This window comes from Candidatus Fermentibacter sp. (assembly GCA_030373045.1).
Taxonomy (GTDB): Bacteria; Fermentibacterota; Fermentibacteria; order Fermentibacterales; family Fermentibacteraceae; genus Fermentibacter.
Window position 1 is genome coordinate 44,847 of the sequence record JAUCPW010000054.1, and the last position, 18,729, is coordinate 63,575.

Annotated in this window: 19 protein-coding genes; 7 read left to right on the forward strand and 12 right to left on the reverse strand. The window is 66.8% G+C overall.

Annotated elements, in window-relative coordinates:
• Positions 1-125: 125 nt before the first annotated feature.
• Positions 126-1,208 (forward strand): hypothetical protein, encoded by a 1,083-nt coding sequence (locus QUS11_09250; protein ID MDM7993487.1) that lies wholly within the window; start codon positions 126-128, stop codon positions 1,206-1,208.
• On the forward strand, positions 1,208-2,227 hold the full coding sequence (locus QUS11_09255; GenBank protein MDM7993488.1) for a S41 family peptidase: 1,020 nt from the start codon (positions 1,208-1,210) through the stop codon (positions 2,225-2,227). Before QUS11_09250 ends, QUS11_09255 begins: the two co-directional genes overlap by 1 nt.
• On the opposite strand, the gene QUS11_09260 is transcribed toward QUS11_09255, so the two are convergent.
• The 3 genes from QUS11_09260 to QUS11_09270 are packed head-to-tail and all read right to left on the reverse strand — an operon-like array spanning position 2,217 to position 6,879.
• Positions 2,217-3,272: a hypothetical protein gene (locus tag QUS11_09260; GenBank protein ID MDM7993489.1), complete on the reverse strand. Its 1,056-nt coding sequence runs from the start codon at positions 3,270-3,272 to the stop codon at positions 2,217-2,219. The two genes, QUS11_09255 and QUS11_09260, sit on opposite strands and share 11 nt — an antisense overlap.
• Positions 3,266-5,917 (reverse strand): TonB-dependent receptor, encoded by a 2,652-nt coding sequence (locus QUS11_09265; protein ID MDM7993490.1) that lies wholly within the window; start codon positions 5,915-5,917, stop codon positions 3,266-3,268. Before QUS11_09265 ends, QUS11_09260 begins: the two co-directional genes overlap by 7 nt.
• A gap of 53 nt (positions 5,918-5,970) precedes the next feature.
• Positions 5,971-6,879 carry a YitT family protein gene (locus QUS11_09270; GenBank protein ID MDM7993491.1) on the reverse strand — a complete coding sequence of 303 codons (909 nt, stop codon included), beginning with the start codon at positions 6,877-6,879 and terminating at the stop codon, positions 5,971-5,973.
• A 181-nt stretch (positions 6,880-7,060) separates the two neighbouring features.
• On the opposite strand from QUS11_09270, the gene QUS11_09275 reads away from it, so the two are divergent.
• Both QUS11_09275 and QUS11_09280 read left to right on the forward strand, forming a co-directional pair.
• Complete coding sequence (locus tag QUS11_09275; protein ID MDM7993492.1) at positions 7,061-7,561, forward strand: nitroreductase family protein; 501 nt, start codon at positions 7,061-7,063, stop codon at positions 7,559-7,561.
• On the forward strand, positions 7,562-9,130 hold the full coding sequence (locus tag QUS11_09280) for a hypothetical protein (GenBank protein ID MDM7993493.1): 1,569 nt from the start codon (positions 7,562-7,564) through the stop codon (positions 9,128-9,130).
• 9 nt (positions 9,131-9,139) lie between these two features.
• On the opposite strand, the gene QUS11_09285 is transcribed toward QUS11_09280, so the two are convergent.
• The 7 genes from QUS11_09285 to QUS11_09315 form a co-directional block, all read right to left on the reverse strand.
• Positions 9,140-10,813, reverse strand: coding sequence for a formate--tetrahydrofolate ligase (locus QUS11_09285; GenBank protein MDM7993494.1), 1,674 nt, complete (start codon positions 10,811-10,813; stop codon positions 9,140-9,142).
• Complete coding sequence (locus QUS11_09290; GenBank protein MDM7993495.1) at positions 10,810-11,037, reverse strand: hypothetical protein; 228 nt, start codon at positions 11,035-11,037, stop codon at positions 10,810-10,812. Before QUS11_09290 ends, QUS11_09285 begins: the two co-directional genes overlap by 4 nt.
• A 151-nt stretch (positions 11,038-11,188) precedes the next feature.
• Positions 11,189-11,743 (reverse strand): Spy/CpxP family protein refolding chaperone, encoded by a 555-nt coding sequence (locus tag QUS11_09295; GenBank protein MDM7993496.1) that lies wholly within the window; start codon positions 11,741-11,743, stop codon positions 11,189-11,191.
• A gap of 92 nt (positions 11,744-11,835) precedes the next feature.
• A complete protein-coding gene (locus QUS11_09300) occupies positions 11,836-12,681 on the reverse strand; it encodes a metal ABC transporter permease (protein MDM7993497.1) in 846 nt (281 codons plus the stop codon).
• Positions 12,674-13,435 (reverse strand): metal ABC transporter ATP-binding protein, encoded by a 762-nt coding sequence (locus QUS11_09305; GenBank protein MDM7993498.1) that lies wholly within the window; start codon positions 13,433-13,435, stop codon positions 12,674-12,676. Before QUS11_09305 ends, QUS11_09300 begins: the two co-directional genes overlap by 8 nt.
• The gene (locus QUS11_09310; protein MDM7993499.1) at positions 13,432-14,259 is read right to left on the reverse strand and encodes a zinc ABC transporter substrate-binding protein; all 828 of its coding nucleotides are present in this window, start codon (positions 14,257-14,259) and stop codon (positions 13,432-13,434) included. The genes QUS11_09305 and QUS11_09310 overlap by 4 nt, the downstream gene beginning before the upstream one ends.
• On the reverse strand, positions 14,256-14,702 hold the full coding sequence (locus QUS11_09315) for a transcriptional repressor (protein MDM7993500.1): 447 nt from the start codon (positions 14,700-14,702) through the stop codon (positions 14,256-14,258). Before QUS11_09315 ends, QUS11_09310 begins: the two co-directional genes overlap by 4 nt.
• 238 nt (positions 14,703-14,940) lie before the next feature.
• Between QUS11_09315 and QUS11_09320 the strand changes: the two genes are divergently transcribed.
• The gene (locus QUS11_09320) at positions 14,941-15,429 is read left to right on the forward strand and encodes a hypothetical protein (GenBank protein MDM7993501.1); all 489 of its coding nucleotides are present in this window, start codon (positions 14,941-14,943) and stop codon (positions 15,427-15,429) included.
• A 54-nt stretch (positions 15,430-15,483) separates the two neighbouring features.
• Here the strand turns inward: QUS11_09320 and QUS11_09325 are convergent, their stop codons facing one another.
• Positions 15,484-16,131 (reverse strand): glucosaminidase domain-containing protein, encoded by a 648-nt coding sequence (locus QUS11_09325; GenBank protein MDM7993502.1) that lies wholly within the window; start codon positions 16,129-16,131, stop codon positions 15,484-15,486.
• 88 nt (positions 16,132-16,219) lie between these two features.
• Positions 16,220-17,488, reverse strand: coding sequence for a sulfatase (locus tag QUS11_09330; protein ID MDM7993503.1), 1,269 nt, complete (start codon positions 17,486-17,488; stop codon positions 16,220-16,222).
• Between the two features lie 385 nt (positions 17,489-17,873).
• Here QUS11_09330 and QUS11_09335 point away from each other — a divergent pair, with 385 nt between their 5' ends.
• Positions 17,874-18,239: a hypothetical protein gene (locus QUS11_09335; protein MDM7993504.1), complete on the forward strand. Its 366-nt coding sequence runs from the start codon at positions 17,874-17,876 to the stop codon at positions 18,237-18,239.
• 27 nt (positions 18,240-18,266) lie between these two features.
• On the forward strand, positions 18,267-18,729 hold a 463-nt coding region (locus tag QUS11_09340; GenBank protein MDM7993505.1), incomplete at its 3' end, for a VCBS repeat-containing protein.

The following is an 18,729-nucleotide window of genomic DNA, read 5'->3' on the forward strand; positions in this document are numbered from 1 at the left end:
CGTTTCGCCGGGCCCCCCTCCGACCCGCCGGCAGATTGGCGCTTTTACCGGATACTGCATAAATTGCCCGATGCACGGTCCGGGTGGATGCAGCCGGATGCCGATCCCTATCGGAAGGACCGGAGATGAAGGTTCTCCTGCTGATCTCGCTGTCGCTCGCGCTCGCCGCGGGCGCGGCCATGGCGCAGACCATCGTCGACCACTCCTGCACGGACCTGGAGGATGTCCCCCTGTCCTGGATCGACGCAGTCAGGGCGATGGACTCCCACTACGCCCACACCTCCCACGGATCGCAGCTCACGTACGGGATGCAGTTCGTGGAGGAATGGAACTCCTACTACGACGTTTCGATCGGAAACTGCTACCTTCCGTCTACTCCGGGCGCCTACTGCGTTTTCGACGGCCAGATCGGCCAGGGCTACATCACCCCGGACCTGTACTGGGAGACCGAGGACGGGCTCGACATGACCAGGGCGGTGCTCGACGCCAACCCGACGATCTCCACCTCGATGTGGAGCTGGTGCACCCAGTGCGACAGCTACTCCGAGGATCAGGTGCAGGCCTATCTGGATGCGATGTCCCTCCTGGAGGGCGAGTACCCCAGCGTCACGTTCGTCTACATGACGGGGAACGCCCAGTCCACCGGCTCGTCCGGCTACAACAGGTGGCTCCGCAACCAGCAGATACGCGACTACTGCACCGCCAACGACAAGGTGCTGTTCGACTTCGAGGACCTCGACTGCTGGTGGTTCGACCCCGCGTCGCAGCAGTGGGAGCAGCACACATACACATACGGGTCGTATCAGATACCCTCCGAGCACCCCCAGTTCTACGGAGACGAATACGGTCACACCACCGCCGGGAGCTGCACGCAGAAGGGCCGCGCCTGGTGGTACATGATGGCCCTCGTCGCGGGATGGGGCGGGACGGGGATCGAAGAGGGCGGATCCGGGCCGGCTCCCCTCTTCAGGGTCGAATGCAACCCTGCCCGCGGATCGGCCCGCGTGAGCGCCGCCGGAGACATCCCCGGCCCTCTCGAGCTGAACGTGTACGACACCTCGGGAAGGCTTGCATGCAGGCTCTTCTCGGGTGAGGCACCGGAAGGCCGTTTCGAGGTCGTGTTCACGCCCGACGCGCCCGGCATCTACCTGCTGCAGTGCTCCTCGGGAGACCGGATCGAAACACAGAGACTGGCGGTGATCCGTTGATGATGCGGCCTACCGGCGCGACGATCGTCACGGTGCTGGCGGCGGCCATGCTGCTGGCGTCGTGCGATGTCTTCGACCCGGTCGACCTCGGCTCGGAAGACGACCTCATGAGCGAGTTCGAGCTGGTGTGGCGCACCTTCGACCGCTACTACGTCAACTTCCACCTGTCGGACGCCGACTGGGACGCCCTGCACGCCGAGTACGGGGCCATGGCGGAACAGGCGATGAGCCAGGCCGACATCGAGAACATCCTGTTCGAAATGTGCGCCGAACTGGAGGACCCGGGGATCTCGATCGGGGATTCATCCACCCATCCCCTCGAGGTCACGCCCAACTGCGACAGCGTGGTCCTCATGACATACCTCGAGCCGCAGGGCTTCGTCTGGATGCACCAGGATGCGTGGGGCTACTGCATGTTCGGGAACACCATCTATTTCCTGCTGCTCAGCCTTTATGTCAACAACGCCGAACTGGATGAGGTGATAGCGAGCCATCCCGAAATTGAGGAGATGATCTTCGACGCCAGGATGAGCGAGGGCGACACATTTGGTGCGCCGCTCGGCGAGATCTGCCGCGTTTTCAACAGGGAGGCGGTGGTCGGATACTTCACGATCAGCCGCAGCGGGCCGGGGCACGAGGACTTCTGCCCTCTCCATCCCCGGTACGTGTCGAGGAGCATGGACAGCTTCACCGGGCCGGTGGCGGTGCTGATAGGAGAAGGCAACATGCACGTGTCCGAGCAGTTCGCCTGCATGGTTTCGGAGATCCCCAACGCGACCACCATGGGCGACACCACGATGCGCCGGCCAGACGTCGTCTGGTCCTATGAACTACCGGGCCTGGGGGGCTACTCCATGCCCGATTCCACCATCATCCGCGCGGATTCGACGACATGGGTCAGGCAGGCCGGGGTGCCGCCGGACGTCTTCGTGGAGGCTACGGAGGCAGACTTCGCCGCGGGAGTCGACCCGGTGCTCGAGCACGCCCTCGAGTGGGCCGGGGAGATCCCTATTCGGTAGTAAGCACCAGCAGCCGCTGCCCGAATGTCCCCTGCAGGGTCATGTCCCATGCATACCCGTCCAGATCGACGGATCTGAGCACCTGCATGTCGTCCAGGGCATCGATCTCGTAGATCCGCGTCACTCCTGATCCGTAGCAGGCGGCGTACAGCAGACCGAAGGTCTCATCGACGCAGATGCAGTTCACGCTTCCCTCGAGTTCGACCCCCTGCTCTTCGAATCCCGGGGCCATCCCCCCCGACAGGGACAGCCTCGTCACCCGCCCGCCTTCTCCGAAGTCGCGGTGGGCCAGGTAGAACAGGGACGAATCCTGCAGCGCATCCGCATCGGACACGGGCACAAGGAGGGTCTCCGGCAGAGGCGACATCCCGGAGAACGGCCTCAGGTAGTAGACCAGGGGTTCCATCCGCGAGGCGGCTATGAGCACGGAATCCACGGGGAGCCCGAGAGTGTCGAGCGGCATGCAGGTCGTGAGGCTCGTGGTGGGGATGGGCAGTTCGAGTTCCGCGTGCACGGTGTTGTCGGACATCCACACCTCCCTGACCACCGGCTCCTGTCCATCCGCTACGTAGATGTACGGCGCGAAGCAGGCCCGGCAGAGCATTGCCGGCATGGGGCCCGCCTCGAACTCGTCGATGACCGTCCTGCTGTAGAGGCTGAACTGGAGGATCTTGCCATAGCCGCCGATCACGTACACCGAGCTCGCCCCCGGAGCTATGCTCCCGTAGCCGCTCGAGAAGGGGAGCCCGACCGTGTACATGTTCTCTATCGTCAATTCCTCGGCGTCGCCCCAGTAGAGCCTGCCCCTGTTGCTCGACACGATGAAGTTGTCGCCGCCCACCGAGCAGATCGCCCTGCCTCCCTCGAAGCCCTTGATGACGCCTTCCACGGTCATGCCCGATCGGTCGACCACCGCGACGCCCACCTGGCCCTCGGAAGAATACTCGGTGACATCGTGGCAGCCTGCGGATGCGAGCACGAGTGCCAGCGGCATGAGGGCCGGGCCGAAGGTGCTGCTGCGGAACCAGCCGGTCTCGTTCACCATGAGAATTCCACCTTTGCGAAAGCATGCCTGGCCGGGGCCCAGGCCCCCGGGTTCTCCATGGTCCCGCCGGGTTCACCCGTCTCCAGGTAGTGGCCGGTGTCGAAGATGGTGATCAGGTTCCTGCGGTCGAACACGTTGTAGACCGTGACGGACACCTCGGCCTCGGTGCCACCCATCCCGAACGCCTTCGACAGGCTGAGATCGGTCTGCATGTTCCAGGGGTAGCGTTCGGTGTTCGCCTGGGTCTGCACCGGACCCGAGGACGGAGGAGAGAACGGGAAGCCGCTGCCGTAAGCCCAGTCGGCCATCATGCTCATCCCTCCGAACACGTCGAAGCCGCCGATCGAGGGCCAGGTGCCTTCCGGCACCGTGAAGCCGACGCTGGCGTCGGCCGAGTGCCTCTGATCCCAGTCGAGGTAGCTGTCGCTCGTGTACGGGATCGTGATCCCCTCGCTCCCGTACTCCCAGGCTTCGGACGATTCGGAATACCTGCCTCTGGCGACGGAGTAGGAGTAACCCGCGGAGCAGAACCACCAGCCGCCGGGCAGGTCCAGGAACTTGGCCTCGCCGCCCCAGACCGTGCCGTGGCTGTCGTCGTTCTCGTAGATGAAGTAGTAGTCGTAGGTTTCGCTGTCGTACCCGGTCGTCCGCACGAGCCCGGTGATGTCCTTGTAGAAGGCCGAGAAGGAGATCGAGGCTTCCTCGTCCATCCTGTGCCTGAAACCGGCCTCGTAGGCCGATGTCTTCTCTGCGTCGAGGTCCGGGTTGCCGACGATGGAGTAGATGCTCGACAGGTTGTAGTCGGTGCCGTAGAAGAGCTCGTTCATGTTGGGCATCTGGAAGTAGGTGCCGTACGTCCCGAAGAAGACGTCGCGGTCGGTGACGGGGTGGGATATCCCGATCCTCGGGCTGAGCAGGTGCTTGTCCTCGACGTCCACAAGGCTGCTGGATGCGAGGTCGAACCTGTCGCAGTTGGGCATGAACAGGTCATATCTCAACCCGACGTTCATGACCATCCCGCCCCCGAAGCGGAGGGCCACCTGGCCGTAGGCCGCCCCCGACGAGGGATACGCCCTCCAGAGGCTCACGTTGGCAGCCCCTCCATCCGTCAGGTACACGCTGTAGTCATAGATGTCGTAGTAGGAGCCCTCGATGCCGGCCTTGAACTCGACGAGATCGGAGAGCCTGTCGGTGTAGTCGATCCGGCCGTTGGTGACTGTGCTGCGCGAATCGAGCCATACCTCTGGATGGAGCCCCCTGTGGTAGAAGCCCAGCGTGTCTGCGAGCCTGGGATCCGGGAAGAACACGGTGAGCCAGTCGGACGGCGAATACGATTCCCCGAACCAGCCCCCGTCAGGGCTCTCGATCCTGCGCCAGTGGCAGAACCGGTTCTGGTTCAGCCTCATCTCGAGGAACGAGTCCTCTGTGAACATCTGCGTCAGTGACGCCGTCGCCCCTCCGATCTCCTGGAAGCGGACCGGGATGGAGTAGTCGGGATCGACTCCGAGATAGGGCTCCCCCTCGATGTACACCGGCTCGTCCATCCGGGACCATGCCCATTCGTCCCAGCCCGACTGCCTGTAGTTGTAGAAGCCCAGGATCGAGAACCTGGTGGAGGCCGAGGGCTTCCCGGACAGCTTGAGCGACCCGCTGGCGAGATTCTGCCAGTTGTTCTCCCAGTATCCCCTGCTGTCCTCGAGGGACCGCCCGCTCTCGAGGAGCCTGGCCGAGCCGAAAAGCCTGAGATCCCAGGGTATCTCAATCCCGATCGACGGGAGCAGATAACTGGAAAGTGGCTCGGGACCCCCCAGCGAGACCTCGGCGTCGAAGCAGCCCTTCCTGAAGCTGTCGTTCTCCGATGGACTCGAATAGTTCAGGGCGGGCGACTCGAAGCCGAACTCCCTGAGATCGCCGCCGCGGACCTCGACGTCCCCCTCCCAGGTGTCCCCGCCCTCCCGCGAGACCATGTTCACCACGCCCGACATGGCATTGCCGTATTCTGCGGTGGCCCCTCCCGTCACTATCGATGCTTCGGCGACCGCCGACACGGGGAGGAGAGAGCTGAAGGAATTGTCGACGGGGGAAACGACCGGGATCCCGTCGAGCAGGAAGGCCACCTCGCCCGCCCTGCCGCCGCGCACGTGGAGGACGCCGCCGCTGGAGACCACGCCGGGCTGCCTGTCGATGATCCCCAGCAGGTCCGGGACGGGCATCAGATCCATCTCGGCCCTGTCGATGACGTAGATCGTCGAGGGCACGGTCTCGAGTATCAGGCTCCTCTGGTCCCTCACCTCGATCACGGTGGATCCGGCCGCCTCGACGTCCAGGACGAAGTCGGCCCCGGTGGACTGGTCGGTGATTATCCTGACGCCCTCCTTCGAGACGGCCGTCATGCCGACCATGCGGGCGGTGACGGTGTAGTACCCGGGATCGAGCGCATAGATGTGGAACGTCCCTTCGCCGTCGGTCATCGTGCCGAGGCCGGTGCCCTCCACGATCACGCTGGCGCCGGCCAGGGGGTTGCCGTCCGAGTCCTCGACGGTTCCGGACAGGCTCCCGGTGGTGCCGGCGCGGGTCGTCCCGGCGATTGACAGGAGAAGGATCAGGAGCAGGAGCATCGGATGCCGATGGCCGGTCGAACCCATTACTCGTATCCTCCTGTCGCGGTGGACCCGCCGCACCCGGCGGATGCCGGCCTTCAGTCCGGCGGTGAGTAGTGCTCGTCGCGGTTCCATGCCTGGAGCCTCTGCAACTTCTGGAAGACGGCGGGGTGCCTGAAGCGTCCGAAGACCTCGCTGGCTTCGAGTACGACGGTGAAGGCGTGCTCGTCCTCCTCCTTCACGATCTCGGAGAGCTCCCGTATCTCCATTTTCGTGACTACGCACAGGAGCACGGTCAGGTTGCCCCGGTTGAACCCTCCGTCGGCCCGCCAGACCGTGAGCCCCCTCCCCATCTCCGAGACGATCCTCTCGCGGATGCGCCCGGGGTGGCGGGTCATCACGAGGAAGGCCTTTCGGGGGCGGGGGGTCTGCACGAGGTCGACGGTGCGCCCCGACGCGAAGATCGCGATCAGGGTGTACATGGCCGTTTCCGGTGACACGAGGACTCCGGCGGCGAGCACCAGGATCCCGTTCAGGACCATCAGCACCTCGCCCACACCGGTCGAGAACTTCCTGTTGACCACGACGGCGAGGATGTCGAACCCGCCCAGCGACCCCCCGGCCCTTATGGCGGAAGCCGTGCCCAGCCCGGCGAGCACGCCGCCGAAGATCGCGGCGAGCATCGGATCGAGGGTCAGGGGTTCGAGCGGCATGAAGTCGGCGACGAGCCAGAAGAGGACCACGCCGAGGGCGGAGAGAGCGGCGAACCGCCTGCCTACGTACCGGATCCCGAGGAGGAAGATGGGGATGTTGAACAGGAGCACCCCGAGGCCGACGGGGAAGCCCGAGAGGTGGTTGATCAGGAGGGACGTCCCCGTGACGCCGCCGGACATCAGCGAGTTGGGCTTGTAGAAGCCGCGCACGGCCAGGGCGAACAGCCCCGTGCCGATGCAGGTGAGGACGAGCTTCCACAGCAGAGCGACGGCCCTGCGCACCCAGAGCGCCAAACCCCCGGCCCTCCCGCGCCTTTCGCCCATCACCGCCCCCATGGCATGGATATCGGAACCCCTGCCGAACCGGCGGCAACTGCTCCACGGCCCGGGCAGGGGCATCACACATGAACCGTGAGTGAACATATTCATAATACGGGTCGAAAGCCCGTGGCCGATATGCGAAGGGGGGCCCGCGATGCTCGATGTGATAATGCGGCGCAGAAGCATCAGGAAGTACCGCAGGGACCCGGTACCGAGGGAGATGGTCCTCGACATGCTCAAGGGCGCGATGTACGCCCCTTCGGCCAGCAACAGGCAGCCGTGGTCGTTCGTGGTGATCGAGGACAGGAGGCTTCTCGAGGCCGTCCCGGGATTCCACCCGCACGCCGCCATGGTGCCCGAGGCGGCGGGCTGCATGGGCGTCTGCGCCGACACCTCGCTGTCACACGGTTCCATGTGGATACAGGACTGTGCGGCGGCGACGCAGAACATCCTGCTGGTGGCCGAGTCGCTCGGGCTCGGTGCGGTCTGGCTGGCGCTCCACCCCTGGGAGGACCGGGTCGAGGGATTCAGGAACCTCGTCGGGCTGCCGTCCGGGATCGAGCCCTTCTCGCTGGTGGCATTCGGCTGGCCGGGCGAAAAGCCCGCGATGCCCGAGCGATGGGATGAATCCAGAATACACTGGAATGCCTGGTAGATGAGGCTTCCCGGAGGAGCCGCGGCTGCGGCCGCGACCGCGGCCCTGCTGGCAGCGGCCTTCCTCCTCAGGGCCGGCATCCCGGTCGAGGCTCCGTTCTCGGGCGACAACGGGATAAGGCTCTGGCAGACAGAGGCATGCCTGCAGGGGCGGGCTACGCTCCCGAGAGCCATGCCAGCCGGAGCCGGGCCGGAGTCGTATCCTCCTCCTCTCTCTCTCGTCAGGCAGGACGGAGTCGTTTCGTCATACCCGGCGAGCTTCCCGGCGGCCGCTTCGTCATTCGGAGCGGGCTCCCTCGCTCTCGCGAGGGTGTTCGTACTCCTCTGCACGGCCCTGGCAGCCTGGCCGATGGCCGTGCTGGCCGGCGGAGGCATGGCCGGGGGGATGGCCGCCTTCGCAATCTCCGGCGTGGCTCCCTATGCATTCGTGTTCTGGGAGCACGGCCCGGCCATGCTCCCGGCCCTTGTCTGGGCTTCCATGTTCATCGCGGCCCTCCACCGGGACGACCCCCTCCCGTTCTGGATACTGCCGCTCGCCCTTGCGGTGGCCTGGCGTCCCGAACTGCTTCCGGCCGCGGCGGGGGCTTCCCTGCCGCTCATGACGGGGCGCGGTCCGGGGCCGGGAGCCAGAGCGGCCTGGATCGGCTGGATCGCCCTCGCCTGCATTTCCGCGGTGCCCATGCTGGTTCCCGACCTCCTGCCGGCCAGGGTGGCGGGCAACCTGCCGGCATTCCGGGGGGCCGGGGCATTCCTGGCTGCAAGGCTCTCGATCCTGTCTTCGTGGACGGTTCCGGCATCCAACATCCCGGCCGTAGCAGCAGCCGTCGGATGGCTCCTCGTGATGGCCCTGCCGGCGCGTTTCGCGAGGAAGTCTATCGTTTCGATCGCCGCCGCCGCATCGGCCCTCGTTCTGCTGTACTATTTCGCGCGGAAGTCGCTCGGCACGGCGTCGGTCTTCATGCTCGCTCCCGGGCTCGTGCTCGCGCCCTTCCTCCGCCGGTACGAAACCGGGAGCTCCCCCCGGCTGCTCGAAAAGGCGGCCCTGGGGTCGGCCGCCGCACTGCTCCTGCTGTCGCCGACCGACGGCATGTTCCAGTTCGGCCCGAGGTTCCTCCTGCTGCCGATCGCCCTGATCGCGGCATCCATGGTGCGAACGTGCCTCTGCGCCGGGCGGGCCGGCGCGCTGATGCTCGGGGCGACTGTCGCGCTCTCGTTGTTCGGTTCCGTCCGGGGGGTGATGTTCCAGGACTTCTTCAGGCTGAGGCACGCGGAACTGGCGGCTTCGATCCTGCAGGCCCCGGAGGGGTACGTCGTGGCGACCGACGAGGAGTGGCTCCCCCTGGTGGCCTGGAGCGCGGCGGTGCGGAGGCCCGTGCTCTATTCCCCGCAGCCGCCCGTCCGGGGTGCCCTGGACGGCAGGCCGGCCTTCTGGCTGTCGGGGCGCAGCCGCGCCGGAAGCAGCTACTCCGGCGCAGGCTACAGGGGGCTCACCTGGAGCGGCCCGGGCGCGGCATGCCTCGAACCCCCGCCAGGCGACCTGCTGCCCGATCCCTGGAGGGGGATCCCGTAGCAGGCTGCCCTACCAGGTGATCGTACCCATCCTGTCTATGTCCATCCTGAGCGCGGCGGGTTCGGCCGGGAGACCAGGCATCCTGAGGATCTCGCCCGTGATGGGGATCACGAAACCGGCGCCGGCAGCAATCTGTATCTCCCTGACCGTCACCACGAAGTCCTTGGGCCGCCCGAGGAGCTCGGGGTTGTCGGAGAGGGAGTTCTGCGTCTTGGCGATGCAGACCGGCAGGGAGCAGTAGTCGAACTTCCGTATGGTCGCCAGGTCCTTCCGGGCCTGGGGCGAGTAGTCCACGAACTCGGCCCCGTAGATCTCCTTCGCGACGGTCTGGATCTTCTTCTCGACGGGCCATGACCAGTCGTAGAGGGGCTTGAAGTGCGCAACGGAGGCGGTCGCGGATGCGACCACCTTCTCGGCGAGGTCGGTCATGCCCGCCCCGCCGCGCAGGAATCCCTCTCCGACTGAGGCCGGGACGCCGAGATGCCCGCACCTGCGGGTGACCACCTCGAGCTCCTCGGGCGTGTCGGAGGGGAACCTGTTCACGCAGACGACCGCCGGCAGGCCGAACTTCCCGATGTTCTCGAGGTGCTTCTCGAGATTGGGCAGCCCCCGCGCCACGGCATCCGGGTCGGATGGGTCGAGATCCTTCTTCTTCTTGCCCCCGTGCATCTTGAGGGCGCGGCAGGTCGCCACCAGGACCACGATGGAAGGATCGAGCCCGCCGTGTCTGCACTTGATGTCGAAGAACTTCTCGGCCCCCAGGTCGAAGCCGAAACCCGCCTCGGTGATGGCCCAGTCCGAGAGGCCGACAGCCATCTTGGTGGCGATGATCGAATTGCATCCGTGGGCGATGTTTGCGAAGGGTCCGGCATGGACGAAGGCCGGCACGCCCTCGAGGGTCTGGACGAGGTTGGGCCTGATGGCGTGCTTCAGCAGGACGCCCATCGCTCCGGACACCCCCATGGAGCCCGCGGTCACCTGGTCGCCGTCGTAGGTGAGGCCCACGAAGATCCTCGAGAGGCGCTCCTTGAGATCCTCCCTACCCTCGGTGAGGGCCAGGATCGCCATCACCTCGCTGGCCGCGGTGATGTCGAACCCGGATTCACGGGGGACGCCCTGGGTCCTGCCGCCGAGCCCGATGATGATGTTGCGCAGGGCCCTGTCGTTCATGTCGAGAACCCTGTGGAAGCGCACGGTCCGCGGGTCGAGGCCCGAGCGGTTGCCCCAGTAGATGTGGTTGTCTATGGCCGCCGCGAGCAGGTTGTGCGCCGAGGTGATGGCGTGGAGGTCGCCGGTGAAGTGGAGGTTGATGTCCTCCGCCGGCAGGAGCTGCGAGTAGCCTCCCCCGGTCGCCCCGCCCTTCATCCCGAAGATCGGGCCGAGCGAGGGCTCCCTCAGGGCGATGCAGGACTTCAGGCCGAGCCTGGCCAGCCCCTGCGCCAGGCCGATCGAGGTGGTGGTCTTGCCTTCGCCGGCGGGTGTCGGGGTCATGGCGGAGACGAGTATCAGGCGCCCCTGTCCCTTCGATCTCTTGCGCACGGCGTCGAGGCGGACCTTGGCCTTGTCGTCCCCGTAGAGAACGAGATCCTCGTCGGCGAGGCCGAGCCTTCGGGCGACTTCCCTGATGGACAGCGGAACGGCAGCAGCGGCTATCTCGGGATCGGAGGGGAAGTCCCGGGTCAGAATGAGTCGTCCTCGATGTTCTCGGGGGGCTCGATCTCCACCCTCTCCACCCTCGGGTTGATGACCTCCTCGAGCATCCAGCCTCTGGGGAGGCCGAATCCCTCCATGCAGGCGATCCTGTACTCCTTCTTGCCGGATTCCTCCCGCGAGATCACGCAGTAGCTCACGCCCTTCATATCGGCGAGTCGTCCGGCCTCACGTCTAGCCCTGTCGAGTTCAGTCATCCCAGAGACCTCCTTGGCAGCAGCGTATCCGGACGGGTCAACCGGACAGGACCTCCCGACCGGGGCACATACTATGAACGGGGTTCCGGAAAAATGCCACTGGACGGCGGGAGGGGCTTCGGAAGCCCCTCCGTCCGCCTGTTCCGGTTCCTCAGCCCCGGTCGTGCGAGCCTGATCTCCCGCAGGGGGCCGCCCCTCCCCCGTGGACGGGCAGCGATCCGATGGTGCTCAGCTGCTCGGGGGTCAGCACATCGTGGATCCTCACGATGGCTTCCAGCTCGATCTCCCTTGCAGCCTCGCGCCTCCCGGCCATTTCTTCGGCAAGCGCCTCGAGGTCGTCGACCGTGATTTCAGGGGAGCCGAACACCTCCATGAAGCCCGCCATGGGATCGACCGGAGCCTCCTCGTCCATCAGGCTGCGGATCTCCTCCCGGGTCTCCTCCAGGATGGCGTCGATGCTCCCGCGTTGGGCGTCATCGAGGTCGAGCCCCCCGAGGACGGGCATGAGCGCCTCGATCGCGACGCCGCCCATGCCCGGACCGGAGCCGGGGCCGGCACCTCCGCATCCGGGGCCGCCTCCAGGCACCGGAGCCCAGGTTCCGGCTCCGCATCCCCCGGAGGATGGAGGCTGTGCGAAGGCCCGGGAACCCGTGAACACCGACGGAACGGCCATCGCGATCACCGCTGCAAGCACTGTCCCGCGCATTTCATGACTCCTTCCGATGTGTGCGGCGTTCCGCCGCACGGGGAAGATCGCCGCGGGCTGTCAATCCTGTCGTACCCCGGGGTTACGGAATGCTACAGACGAGCCCCGGCCGGCAGGCTCCCGCGGTTCTGACGAGATGAAAGGGCCCGGCCGGCGGAGATGCACCCGAACAGCGCCGCGCTGGCGAGCACGATGCAGGCTCCGGCTGGCAGGTCGAGCTCCCAGGAGGCGTACAGGCCAACCAGTCCGGAGACTGCGCTGAAGCAGCAGGCGAGAGCCATCATCACCGGGAGCCTGTGGGTGAGCAGGCGGGCGGAGGCGGCGGGGATCGTCAGCAGGGCGATCACCATGACAAGCCCGACCGATCTCATCAGAACCACCACGGAGAGCCCGGTGAGGCAGAGGAATGCGGTGTAGAGAGCCCCGGCGCCGATCCCCCGGGTTGCTCCGTACTCGGGGTCGAAGGACACGCACAGGATCCGCCTGTAGAAGAGGAGGACGAACGCGAGGGCGGCGGCATCGACAGCGCCCGTCAGCACGAGGTCCGCCGCAGGGACTGCGAGCACGCTCCCGAAGAGGTAGCCCATCAGGTCGCCCCTGTAGCCCGGGGCGAGCGACACGAATATCAGACCGAGCGACATCCCTATCGACCAGACCGCTGCTATCGCAGCCTCGGACCGGCTCCTCGCCCTGGCGGAGATGAAGCCCAGCAGCAGAGCCGCGATGATGCTCGCAGCCGTTGCGCCGGCCAGGGGGGGTATGCCGGCGAGCAGGGAGAGGCCGAGGCCGCCGAAGACCGCGTGCGATATCCCGCCCGAGAGGCTCGAGAGCCTGTTGACGAAGAGCAGGCCGCCTATCAGGCCGCAGGCCACCGATCCCAGCAGGATCGCCAGAACGGCATGCTGCAGGAACTCGAACCTGAGCAGGGCCTCAGGCATGTCCGCAGCCTCCGTGGGCGCCCGCTTCGAGAACCCTGTGCGGGGTCCCGTGGGAGACGAGGTCCACCGGGCAGCCGTAGGCCTTCCAGAGGGCCTCCGTGTCCAGCGTGCCGCCGTGGCTGACCATCTCCGAGTTCAGGCACGCGATCGAGCGCACCTGACCGGAGACCGCACCTACGTCGTGGGTTACGAGAACGATGGTCACCTTCTCGTTGAGCCTGGCAAGGAGGTCGTAGAGGCCGCCCTGGCCTGCGGGATCGACGCTCGCGGCCGGCTCGTCGAGGAGCAGCAGCTCCGGGTCGCCCGCGAGCGCCCTGGCGACGTACACCTTCTGACGCTGGCCGCCCGAGAGGCTCCCGGCATGGATCCCGGCAAGACCGGCTATCCCCATGTCCGCCATCCTGTCGAGTGCGACCGCCCTTGCCGCCCGTCCGCCGGTCTTCGGGGGCAGGCCCATCATCACCACGTCGAGAGCCGTCGCTGGAAAGTCGAGGCTGGCGCCGCTCCACTGCGGCACGTATCCGATCCTGCCCCTCGCCGCCGCGGGCGGGCCTCCGAACACCTCCACGGTGCCCGACCAGGGCGTCCTGAGCCCCAGGATCACCTTCAGGAGCGTGGTCTTCCCGCCCCCGTTCGGCCCGATGACCGCCACGTAGTCTCCGGCGGACACCTCGAAGTCGACCCCGTCGAGGGCGGGCCTGCCCGGCCCGTAGCCGAAAGTGACCCCGCGAAGTCTCACCACGGGGACCGTCACGGTTCGCCCTCCGCCCCGGAGATGATCCTAGCCAGCCCCAGCACCGATCCCGGCCAGTCGCGCGAGAGCTGGTCGTGCGGCGCGGCGGGGATCCCGAGTTCCATCTCCAGCGCTCCCGCAGCCCCGGTGGAGAAGCCGGGCGATACTATCACGACCCTGGAGCCGGAAGCCCGCACCGCCTGTACGATCGAGGCAAGCTCGGCCGGCGAGGGCTCGGAGCCCTCAACCTCGAGGGCGATCTGCACCAGGCCGTAGTCGGAGGCGAAGCGGGCATATGCGGGATGAAGGGCGGTGAACGAGGCCCCCCGCATCCCCTCGAGCATCCTCCCGGCCTCTGCATCGACCGAGTCGATGCCGGCCGTCAGACCGGCGAGACCGCGGGCGAACAGGGCCGAGTCGCCCGGGGAAGCTCCAGTGAGCGCCACGCACGTGTTCGAGGCGAGGATCCTCATCAGGGTCGGGGACATCCATACGTGGGGATCGGGGTCGGCCGTCCGGTCGATCCCGGAGTCGATCCGGACCACCTCGAGCCCCGGGGCCGAACCCCGGAGCCTCGGGAGCCACTGGTCCTCGAAGGGGAGGCCGATCGCGAGGTACAGGTCGGCGTCCGCGACAGCCTCCATCGTCGCGGGTGTCGGCTCGTACGAGTGCGGATCCGCACCCGGGGGGACGACTATGGTCACCCGGGCGGCATCGCCGGCGATTCCCTCCACCAGATAGGCCTCCGGCGCGATGCTGACCGCCACCTCGAGACCATCCCCGGGGGCCGGGGCGTTCCTGCAGGCGGACAGCGCCAGGAGCAGGGGAGCGAGGAAACGCCTCATCCCTTCGCCCTCCGCGCGCATTCGCGGCAGGTGCCGGACAGGTGGATCGAGGCGCTGGCGACCCTGAAACCCCTTCCCAGTGCGCGGTCCATGCATCCCTCGGGCAGGTCCATCTCGAAGTGGGTCACCCTCCCGCATCCGAGGCACTCGAAGTGATTGTGGCCCGTGCTTTTGCCCGGTGCGAGGCAGAACCGCCTCACGCCGCCGGAGACGGGGCACCTCGCGAGCACACCCGCAGCCTCCATGGCTTCGAGCGCCCTGTAGATGCTCGACAGGCTGCCGAAGCCCACCCTCGCCATCAGATCATCCGCCGAGAGAGCGCCCCGGGCTGCCAGGAAGGCGGACACGACCGACCTCCTGAGGGAGGTGACACGCAGGCCGTGGCCGTGAAGGACGGCTTCGGGCGTGATCCCGGCGCCGACGCAATCGAGGGTTCCGTCCATATCGCGAATCATTCGCGTTTATCGCAGGGCGTGCCCGCGATGTCAACCCGCGCACCGGCCCGGGGCCTTGCGATCGATACCTTCCACTGCGAGCCGCCGGATCGTGGACGAGTACCGCAGGAAAGGCCGGGAGGCTTGACCGGCTGCCGGGCCGGTTCAATTCTCACGAGATACCATCATGGGCTTCCTCGGGGAGCCGGACGAGGCGGGCCCGGGGCGCCCGCCCGGGGAGGGTGGAATGGGAGTCGTCCAGATTGTCGTCCTGGTCGTCGCGATAGCCGCGATCGGCGGGTACTGGTGGTTCAAGATCGGAAGAGACGGCGGCCGGGGGTACTATGTCAAGCTGTTCGGCCTGGCCGAGGGCGAGCAGGTCTCCGCGATGTGGGTCTGCTACTACGATATCGACAGAACCGTCGGTGACAAGGTCGGCGAGGTCCTCGGCATGCGCAAGCGCGGCATCAACGTGATGGCGGCCACAACCGACCGGGGGCGGCTGGTGTTCGGCCACAACGAGGGCGGGCACCCGCCCATCGGTTTCGAGAAGGGCGGCGTCTCGGTCTCCCTCACCGACCGGAAGGCGGAGATGAAGACGCTGGCGGGGCCTACCGGAGCCATGGAGGAGGCCGTCGTCATGCTGGTGGAGCCTGCGGACGGACGGCAGCCGTTCCGTCTCCAGATCCCGAGGTCGGGCTTCGAGGGAGTGAGCGCCTGGGCGTCCCAGGCCTGACGGGATGATCCTCCGGGCCGCGGCCTGCCGGGAAGGGCGGCCGGGGCCGGTGCGTCATTTGCAGAGCCGTTCCAGGAGGTCGGCGAGCCTCTGCCCGTACTGCGGGTCGGCCGCCCATGTCCCGGCGAGGCCGAAGATGTCCGGCGACCTGCCTCTCGGGCTGACCATCCCGAAACGCGGGTCCACCTGCTCGAGGTTAAGGGGTTCCGTGGATCCGTAGGCCTTCAGGTGCTGGATATGGGCGCGCACGCCGGTGCGCTCGTCGGGGAACCACAGCCCGGGATTCCCGGGCCCCGTCGATCCGAGCCCGCAGAAGTTGTCCATCTCCTCGGTCACGAGCCCGCCGAAGCGCAGGAAGCCGGTCTCGTGGCACATCTGCACGAAGGCCACGTCGGAGTTGACCCCCTCGATCGCAGCCTCCTCGACGTAGAGCGAGGCGAGCAGCGCCACCCGCCCGCTGTCGGCATCGGGATTGTTCTCGAGCAGGAACGAGACGAGCCGGTCCGCCGTCATGCTGCCTTCGCCCATGATGGACCAGGATACAGGCTCCTCAGCGGGCTGATCGACGGGATCGGGGATCACGCCACCGTCCCCTGACTGGACGGGCGGGGACAGCGGGGGTATCGGTCCGTCCCCGGCGGCGGCGGGACACACGGCAGGGACGATGGCGAGAATCGGGACGAGACACAGCGATCTCCTCAAGGCCCACCTCCTCCGGATGACGGAAGATACGCGGTCCGATCTCCCGTGGAGTGCCGCGCAGATGGCGCGGGGCTGCCGGGAGCCCCGGTCACCTGACGTAGCCGAGATCTCTCAGGGAGCCGTCGAGCTCGCTCTCCCCGGCCGTGGCACGTTCCCGGCCCGGACGGACGGCCAGGTAGTCGGCGAGGTCGAGCAGCAGTACGCTGTCGGGAGGCAGCGGGCACGTTTCGGACGGATCGGTCGAGAGATCGTAAGTGACCTCCTCTCCGGTATCCATGTCCCGTATGAGCACGAGATCGCCTCTCCGGACGGAAACCAGAGCCGCCCGCTTGGGCTCGCTGGACGGTACGTACCGGTCCGTGCACGGACCCGCCGAGAGATCCACCCCTTCGACGCCCCCGGGAACCGGTACGCCCGCTCTGGCCAGGATCGTGGGCATTATGTCCATGGAGGCCGCCAGATCGGTCCTCTCCGCCCCGCGCGGGATCCCCGGCCCGTTCGCGATGAGAGGTATCCGGAGCACCTCCTGGAAGAGGGTCTTCCCGTGGCCGCATCCCCCGTGCTCGAGGAACTCCTCGCCGTGATCGGCCGTGACTATCACGAGAACGTCGTCCGCCCGGCCCGTGCTCCTGACTGCAGCGAGCAGCGTGCCGATCGCGGCATCCTGGAAGCGGACCTCCCCGTCGTACCTCGCAGTCAGCGAGGCAAGCTGTCCGGGGCGCAGCACCTCGTCCGACTCTCCGACCATCCAGAGGCTGTCGTCGGGCCATGGCACCCGTCCCGGCACGAACATCGTGTCGAAAGGCGAGGGGGGCGAGTACGGCTCGTGGGCCTCGTAGAGGTGAATCATCGCGAACCAGCGTTCTCCCGGGGGCAGCGAGTCGATCCAGCCCCGGAAGCTCTCTGCCACGTTCCCGTACTGGTGCCCCCCGGTCCCGTAGCAGATGAACGTATCGAAACCCGCGTCGAAGCCGAGGCCTGCCGAGAACCATGCCGAGCTGAAGCAGCCGAATGTCGCGTATCCGGCATCCCGGAGAACGGTTGCGAGGGTCGGGGTCGCCGGATCGAGGCCGTAGACCCTGTCGGCGCCCGCCCGGCACCCGTGTCCCTGCGGCGACATGCCGGTGAGGATCGTCGCGGCCGAGGGCATCGTCCAGGATGACTGGGACCGGGCGTCGGTGAACACCGTCCCCGTGCCGGCGAGGCTGTCGAGACATGGCGACGTGTCCCTGTGATACCCGTAGCAGCCGAGATGGTCGGCTCTCACGGCATCCAGAACCACGAGGAGCACGTCAGGGCCCTCGATCCTGGGCGGCCGGCCGCAGCCGGTCAGGAAGAGCGGGGAAGCTGAAAGCACGAGAAAGAGAAGGCCCGGTAACCGGGCATCCCGTCCCGGGGATGCATGCTGCCTCGTTCAGGACAGGAGCTTTCTGTTCACCCGGGTACATGGGAAGACCCTCATCGCACCCTCCATCCGGGGACCCCTTTCCCCCTCCGCATCTTATGATGATGGCTGCGGGGAGGCAACCCTTCAGGCCCCATGGGGCGCGCCGCGCAGCCGCTCCTGTCCATGGGACCGGATCGATCGAGGGAAGGGGAGTGACGGCTTGAACACCGCCTTGGGCGCATGTCTGTCCCTTTCGGCGGCGGCTGCTGCCGGAATCCCGCGGCTGGAAGCACCTTTCGTCATCCAGCGGCACGGCGGGAGATTCGAGGCGGATCCGGTCGCCGACCAGTTTTTCGTGGACTGGAACGCTGACGGCATCAACGACATCGGCCGCAACTGGTCCGACCTCCCGGAGGGCAAGATCCGGATCTACCGCTTCTATCAGATCTTCCAGCCCCCTCTGTCCATGTCGTTCGTGCTCGGGGACAGCGCGGCCCGGGCTCCAGAGGAGGTGTGCGCCGACAATCTGACGGCCGGGCTGATGTCGAACCCCTTCTTCACCGACTGGGACGGAGACGGCCGCGGCGACCTCCTGGTCGGCCAGTTCATCGAGGGGATGATCAGGTTCTATCCGAACCGCGGGACGGAGAGAGAACCCCTGTTCGGCGACTACACGTTCCTCAGGGCCGACTCGCGGGACATCACGACGACCTATTCCTGATGCACCGGCAACACGAATCCACAGGTCGTGGATTGGAACGGCGACGGGATCCCCGACATCATCTCCGGGCAGAGGCGGGGCGGCATAGACCTGTACGCCGGAAACGGCGACGGGACTCTTCGTTACGCAGGTCACCCGGTCGATGCCGGCGGGAGCGAGATATCCACGAGCTACAACTCCTCCCCGTGGCTCGTCGACTGGAACGGAGACGGAGTGCTCGACCTCCTGCTGGCAGGATATCCGACCGACACCCTTCACGGGGGCCGGCTCGTGGTACTGCCGGGAATCCCTTCACCCGACGGAGTGCCTGTCTTCGACGCCACCGGCTGCATCGACCTGACCTTCCTCTGCGACCTGAGGCGGACCACCGCGCAGACCGGCGATCTCGACGGGGATGGAGACTGGGACCTTGTCCTGGGCTGCGAATCGGGGGAGGTCCTCTACTCCGAGAACACGGGATCGGATGGAGAACCCCGCTTCACCTCCAGCA

Coding starts and splice junctions, on each gene's coding strand:
- QUS11_09250 (MDM7993487.1), top strand. CDS start 126: ATGAAGGTTCTCCTGCTGATCTCGCTGTCGCTCGCGCTCGCCGCGGGC.
- QUS11_09255 (MDM7993488.1), top strand. CDS start 1,208: ATGATGCGGCCTACCGGCGCGACGATCGTCACGGTGCTGGCGGCGGCC.
- QUS11_09260 (MDM7993489.1), bottom strand. CDS start 3,272: ATGGTGAACGAGACCGGCTGGTTCCGCAGCAGCACCTTCGGCCCGGCC.
- QUS11_09265 (MDM7993490.1), bottom strand. CDS start 5,917: ATGGGTTCGACCGGCCATCGGCATCCGATGCTCCTGCTCCTGATCCTT.
- QUS11_09275 (MDM7993492.1), top strand. CDS start 7,061: ATGCTCGATGTGATAATGCGGCGCAGAAGCATCAGGAAGTACCGCAGG.
- QUS11_09280 (MDM7993493.1), top strand. CDS start 7,562: ATGAGGCTTCCCGGAGGAGCCGCGGCTGCGGCCGCGACCGCGGCCCTG.
- QUS11_09290 (MDM7993495.1), bottom strand. CDS start 11,037: ATGACTGAACTCGACAGGGCTAGACGTGAGGCCGGACGACTCGCCGAT.
- QUS11_09295 (MDM7993496.1), bottom strand. CDS start 11,743: ATGCGCGGGACAGTGCTTGCAGCGGTGATCGCGATGGCCGTTCCGTCG.
- QUS11_09300 (MDM7993497.1), bottom strand. CDS start 12,681: ATGCCTGAGGCCCTGCTCAGGTTCGAGTTCCTGCAGCATGCCGTTCTG.
- QUS11_09310 (MDM7993499.1), bottom strand. CDS start 14,259: ATGAGGCGTTTCCTCGCTCCCCTGCTCCTGGCGCTGTCCGCCTGCAGG.
- QUS11_09315 (MDM7993500.1), bottom strand. CDS start 14,702: ATGGACGGAACCCTCGATTGCGTCGGCGCCGGGATCACGCCCGAAGCC.
- QUS11_09320 (MDM7993501.1), top strand. CDS start 14,941: ATGGGAGTCGTCCAGATTGTCGTCCTGGTCGTCGCGATAGCCGCGATC.